This is a genomic window from Blautia sp. HCP3S3_C12 (assembly GCF_052064155.1).
Lineage (GTDB): Bacteria > Bacillota > Clostridia > Lachnospirales > Lachnospiraceae > Blautia_A.
Genome location: NZ_JBQHWC010000042.1, coordinates 1 through 1,686 on the forward strand (window position 1 = coordinate 1; position 1,686 = coordinate 1,686).

Consider the following 1,686-nt stretch of genomic DNA (forward strand, 5'->3'; position numbering starts at 1 on the left):
AGGTGCTATGCACCCAGCCGGGAGCATAGCGCCGTTTGTTGTCAGCAGCCCGTTTCACGGTCTGCGTGTAGTTCCTTGTAAACTGACCTAAAGGTAATGATAACGCCCGCAATCGGCACAATGACGTTTTCCGATAGGCTGCGTATCATATTGAATATGCCCGCGTTCCACCCGGCGGGGGTTGTGCCGACTTGCGTTGCGATTTCTCCAACCTCTGTATTTACGCTGTCGAACAGCCCGGAGAGATTAGAGAGTATTCCGTCTGTCAAAATGCCGCGAAACCAATCTTCAATCATCTGCCATATCAAAAGCTAATCCCTCCTTTCCCGCGCCCTCCCGCGTGAAGCGGGAGAGCGCGGCGGGTAGTGTTAGTTTGTGGCATTATCCAAACAGGCCGGAGAGCAGCGGGACAAGGGTAAGGCCGATAAGGGCAACGCCGCCGCCCGCCATCAACTGTTTCATGCCCTGCGACTTCGCGCCGGATAGCGATAGGTAATCCTTTGAAGTTATCTCCGGATTTTCCCCCGCTCCACACCGTGCATGCGACTTTCACCGCACACGGCGCTCCATCGAATTCAGCCGTCCAGGGCTTTTAAACACAACTTACACACTTCGTTACAGCATTAAATTCAAAGAATAATAGGTGGCATTTCTGCCATAGAACGAAGTTTGTTAAGCTTTTCTATTTGTTTATTGTCAAGATTTAAGGATTTCAGGTACTTCTCAATCGTAGGTTCTGAAGAAGCATGGATAAGGATATGAACCGCTTTGCTGACAAGAATAAGATTTGCGTATTCATCCGAACCGCCATTGCTAACCGGCACTTTATGGTGGCAATGAATATCGTGGGAATCCATCGGAATTCCTGTCACTGCACATTTACCATACTGTGCCGCATACAAAGAAATACGGTTATCCGCATATTCAATGGTTCTGCCCTTTACAGGATTTCTCATCAGCCATAACATTGTCGCTGTGTCGATTGCAAGATTCTTATGAATCTGTTCCCGACCTTTGACCGTATATTTATTGATGGATTTCCTTTTATGCTGGGCATTCTTTGACTGGACATATCCCAGTGGGACCACCGGACGTCCATGAAGGAACCTCATCTGTCTGCTTGCTCCATACTTTTCTTTAATGAACCCATTTCTGAGCTGTCCCTTTTTGGATAAGTCGCCTTTCAGTCTGTTTCTGAGCTGTTTGTTGATACTGAAGGCAAGTCTGCTGAAGTCATGAGATACTTCTGTAGAAATACAATAGTATTCATGAAGTCCGGCAACTACAGAGTTGTATTTCTGAAGCTGCATGAACTGAGCATTATCATCTGACGAATGAGCCAGTTTCTTTACTTCTTCCGAGACTTTTTCATGAGCCTTTTTGTATGCTTTATCGCTCATATGAGACCGAACTACATATTTCTTACCCTTTTTACGGACTTTCAGTTTGAACCCGAGAAAATCAGAATACTGTCTTTTGAGATTAACTACTTTGGATTTGTCAGGGCTGATTTCCAGCTCCAGCCTGTCCTTTAGCCATAACTCTGTTGCCTTGTATGCTCTGACAGCATCCTCATGTGTTGCGCAGAAAATTTTAAAGTAGGTAGACCCAAGGAACCTCCCCTTGAGTCCCCATCAGAACCGTACGTGAGCCTCTCAACTCATACGGCTCCTTCTCCAACAGATG

2 protein-coding genes and 1 pseudogene are annotated in these 1,686 nt (G+C 46.4%); all 3 read right to left on the bottom strand.

Features of this window, described 5'->3' with window-relative positions; translation table 11 throughout:
* Positions 1–41 precede the first annotated feature (41 nt).
* The 3 genes and pseudogenes from ACTNDS_RS16600 to ACTNDS_RS16610 all read right to left on the bottom strand — a co-directional run bounded on the left by ACTNDS_RS16600 (position 42) and on the right by ACTNDS_RS16610 (position 1,400).
* Positions 42–296 (bottom strand): VirB6/TrbL-like conjugal transfer protein, CD1112 family, encoded by a 255-nt coding sequence (locus ACTNDS_RS16600; protein WP_441036858.1) that lies wholly within the window; start codon positions 294–296, stop codon positions 42–44.
* An 85-nt stretch (positions 297–381) separates the two neighbouring features.
* A pseudogene (locus tag ACTNDS_RS16605) lies at positions 382–480 on the bottom strand (Maff2 family mobile element protein); the annotation flags it as partial.
* A 149-nt stretch (positions 481–629) separates the two neighbouring features.
* Positions 630–1,400 carry an HNH endonuclease signature motif containing protein gene (locus ACTNDS_RS16610; protein ID WP_441036857.1) on the bottom strand — a complete coding sequence of 257 codons (771 nt, stop codon included), beginning with the start codon at positions 1,398–1,400 and terminating at the stop codon, positions 630–632.
* Positions 1,401–1,686 lie beyond the last annotated feature (286 nt).